Consider the following 2,838-nt stretch of genomic DNA (forward strand, 5'->3'; position numbering starts at 1 on the left):
CCGCCCCTGCTGCCCCCACTGCCAGTCCTTCGCGAGCGAGTGGCGGCAGGTGAGCGGGCGGGGGCGGGTGTGGTCGTACGTCTTCCCGCATCCGCCGCTCCTCCCCGACTACGCCGCCGTCGCGCCCTACAACGTGATCGTCGTCGAGCTGGTCGACGCACCGCGGATCCGGCTGGTCGGCAACCTCGTCAGCGAGGCCGGGGCCGCGATCAACTCCCTTGCCCCCAGCCGGATTCGGATCGGGGCGCGGGTACAGGTCGTGTTCGACGAGGCCGGGCTTCCGCAGTGGGTTCTGGAGCGGGCATGACTCTCAACGTCTCCGTCGACAAGGACACCGGCGTCGCCCTCGTCACCCTCGACCGGCCGCGCAAGCTCAACGCCATCGACCTCACCACGGCCGCCGAACTCAGCGCCGTTTGGCGGGAGTTGCGGTTCGACGACTCCGTGCGGGCCGTCGTCCTCACCGGGGCCGGGGAGCGTGCCTTCTGCACCGGGCTCGACCGGAACGCGGTCGTGCCGCAGCCCAACTCGCCGTACATGCAGGACGATCCGCTGCTGCACATCGGCCCGAAGGCCAACGACCTCTGGAAGCCGGTGATCTCCGCCGTGCGCGGGATGGCCTGCGGCGGGGCGTTCTATCTGCTGGGCGAGAGCGAGTTCGTGGTCGCCGACCCGACCGCCGTGTTCTTCGACCCGCACACCACGTACGGCATGGTCAGCGCGTACGAGTCGGTGCTGATGGCGCACCGGATGCCGTACGGCGAGGTCGCGCGGATGATGCTCATGGGGACGGCGGAGCGGATCTCCGCGCGGCGGGCGTACGAGCTCGGGCTGGTCTCCGAACTCACCGAGCCCGGGCGGGCGTTGGAGGCCGCCGTGGCCTGCGCGACCGTCATCGCCGGGTATCCGACCGAGGGGGTCCAGGGGACCGTACGGGCGTTGTGGGCGGCGAAGGAGGCGGCGCGGGCGCAGGCGTATGCGCAGGCGCCGCCGTTGATCGCGCTCGGGAATCTGCCCGACGAACGGCAGGCGGAGCTGTTCGCCGGGCGGAGGAACGGCGGCTTCCGGACCCGGTGAGGGTCAGGTGCCGGCGGTGGCCCTGGGGTCGACCTCGCAGTGGTCGACCGGGGTGGAGGTGCCGAGCACGCGCACCCGGACGGTCGCCTTGCCGTTCGCCGGGACCTTGACGTCCGCGTAGTCGAAGTCGACCTCGTTGTCCTGGGCGTCCTTGAAGGTGACGTCGACGGAGAAGGTGGCCTTGCGGCTGTTGGGGTTGCTGACCTCGACCGTCGCGTACTGCTTCGTCGCCGTCGCGCAGCTCACCAGCCTCGCCGTACCGTCCCGCAGGCTGCTGCCGCCGCTGCCGGAGGTGGCCGTAGAGGTGGGTGTGGAGCGGTAGTTGGGCCGGTGGGTGTACGAACTGCCCCCCGACGAACCACTGGACGAGCCGCCCGACGACGAACTGCCGGACGACGTCGACGTGTCGTGATCCTGGCTGGAGCTGCTGCACCCACCGCCGCCACCGCTGCTCCCATGACGGCTGCTGCTGTGGTGCCGTCCGGTGGAGAAGCCGGTGAGGGTGAGAACCGTCAGTGCCAGTACTGCCGTGAGTTTGAGCCTGCGCCCCCGCGTATGCATCCGATCATGGTACCCACCTGGGCCAACAGGCGCCGCTCACGCGGTCCTTGCGGTGCCCGTGCCCTTCTCCGCGTCGAGGGCGTACACGCAGCGGTCCTTGCTGCACGCGTACACGACGCCGTCCCTGACCACCGGTGCGCCGGTGATCTCGCCGCCGGTCGCGAGCTTCCAGCGGAGGCGGCCGTCGTCGGCCTTGAGGGTGTAGAGGAGGTGGTCGGTGGAGCCGAAGTGGATACGGCCCTCGGCGACCGCGGGGGTGCCCACGATGTCGCCGCCGGCCTGGAAGCGCCACTTGGGTGTACCGGTGACCGCGTCGAGCGTGTAGAGCCCTTTGCCGCTGCCGACGTGGACGTGGCCTGCGGCGACGAGGACCGGTTCGATCGACGCCCGGGACTCGGTCGCGATGCGCCAGCGGTCGCGGCCGTCGGCGGCGTCGAGGGCGTAGACCGTGCCGAGGTAGTCGGCGAGGTAGATGCCGCCGCCCGTGACCGCGGGGCCGGGGGCGAAGGCGGGCGGGCAGAGGAAGACGGCCGGGGCCTCGAAGTGCCAGCGGACCCGGCCGCTCGCCGCCTCGACGGAGAGGACACGGGTGCCGGCGGCGACGTAGACCTGACCGTCGGGTGCGGCGCTGATCCGTACGGGGACGCCCCCGCAGGAGGCCGCGTCGCCGATCGGGTACGCCCAGCGCTCGTCGCCCGTCCGGGCGTCCAGGGCGCGCAGCCGGGCGTCCTGCCAGACGTAGACGGTGCCGTCGTGCAGCGCCGGGCCCGCCTCCGGGGACTCGAAGTCGGTCTGCGCGCCGGTCAGCTGCCACAGCTTCTGGCCGGTGGACGCCTCCCATGCCTGCACTCCGCCGCCGCGCGTGCCGGTGACGACGGTGCCGCGCTCGGCCTTGAGGGAGTACACCCAGGCATCGGTGGACAGCCGCCACAGGTCACCGCCCTCGCGGGCGTCCAGGGCGAAGAGGGTGGGGCCGTCCGAGGCGTGGATACGGCCGTCCGCGACCGCCATCGACCAGGCGACGTCCCGGGTCTTGAAGGAGCGGCGGCCGGTCTGCACGTCCAGGGCGTGCACCTCGAAGGAGGTGACGTAGACGAGGTCGCCGGCGACGGTCGGGGTGCCCCAGACGTCGTTCGACATACGGAACCGCCAGGGGCGCCAGCCGGCGGCCGTTTCCGGCGGCAGCGCGGGGGGCGGGGG

4 protein-coding genes are annotated in these 2,838 nt (G+C 72.2%); 2 read left to right on the forward strand and 2 right to left on the reverse strand.

Going from position 1 to position 2,838, the window contains the following annotated elements; translation table 11 throughout:
* Together AC31A1_RS49525 and AC31A1_RS49530 are read left to right on the forward strand one after the other, a co-directional pair.
* Positions 1–307 (forward strand): Zn-ribbon domain-containing OB-fold protein (locus tag AC31A1_RS49525; protein ID WP_489659613.1); only part of this gene is annotated, 307 nt, incomplete at its 5' end.
* Entirely contained in the window at positions 304–1,077 is a 774-nt protein-coding gene (locus AC31A1_RS49530; protein ID WP_489659614.1) for an enoyl-CoA hydratase/isomerase family protein, read from the forward strand. The genes AC31A1_RS49525 and AC31A1_RS49530, both read left to right, overlap by 4 nt.
* Before the next feature lie 3 nt (positions 1,078–1,080).
* Here AC31A1_RS49530 and AC31A1_RS49535 read toward each other — a convergent pair whose 3' ends face one another.
* Both AC31A1_RS49535 and AC31A1_RS49540 read right to left on the reverse strand, forming a co-directional pair.
* Positions 1,081–1,638 carry a hypothetical protein gene (locus AC31A1_RS49535; protein WP_489659615.1) on the reverse strand — a complete coding sequence of 186 codons (558 nt, stop codon included), beginning with the start codon at positions 1,636–1,638 and terminating at the stop codon, positions 1,081–1,083.
* Positions 1,639–1,674: 36 nt separating this feature from the next.
* Positions 1,675–2,838 (reverse strand): outer membrane protein assembly factor BamB family protein (locus AC31A1_RS49540; RefSeq protein WP_489659616.1); only part of this gene is annotated, 1,164 nt, incomplete at its 5' end.

The sequence above is a fragment of the Streptomyces sp. P5F9 genome (assembly GCF_057961495.1).